General features: G+C 65.7%; 1 protein-coding gene. It reads right to left on the bottom strand.

What is annotated here, in order from left to right:
- Nucleotides 1-12: 12 nt before the first annotated feature.
- Nucleotides 13-230: SMP-30/gluconolactonase/LRE family protein (locus AMS67_RS04540; RefSeq protein ID WP_162230818.1), on the bottom strand; the 218-nt coding region annotated here is incomplete at its 5' end.

Raw genomic sequence — 230 nt, 5'->3', positions numbered from 1 at the left:
GCGTACTCGGTTTCAGAGGTGCAGGACGGGTTCCGGTAATCCAGTCACGCCCGGGCGCACGGCAAAGGTGGCGCCCGAGAGCGGGTCGTCGCCGATCAGGATCGACGTCACGAACAGGGTGTCCAGCCCGGGGCCGCCGAATGCGCACATGGCCGGTTTGGATGTAGGAATAGCGATGCTTCGATCAAGGCGGCCGTCGGGCGTGAAGCGGTGCACGAACCCCGCATCGT

Source organism: Leucobacter japonicus (assembly GCF_001273855.1).
Lineage (GTDB): Bacteria > Actinomycetota > Actinomycetes > Actinomycetales > Microbacteriaceae > Leucobacter > Leucobacter japonicus.
The sequence above is the reverse complement of the archived record's forward strand: the minus strand, read 5'-3'. Positions and strand labels throughout refer to the sequence as shown.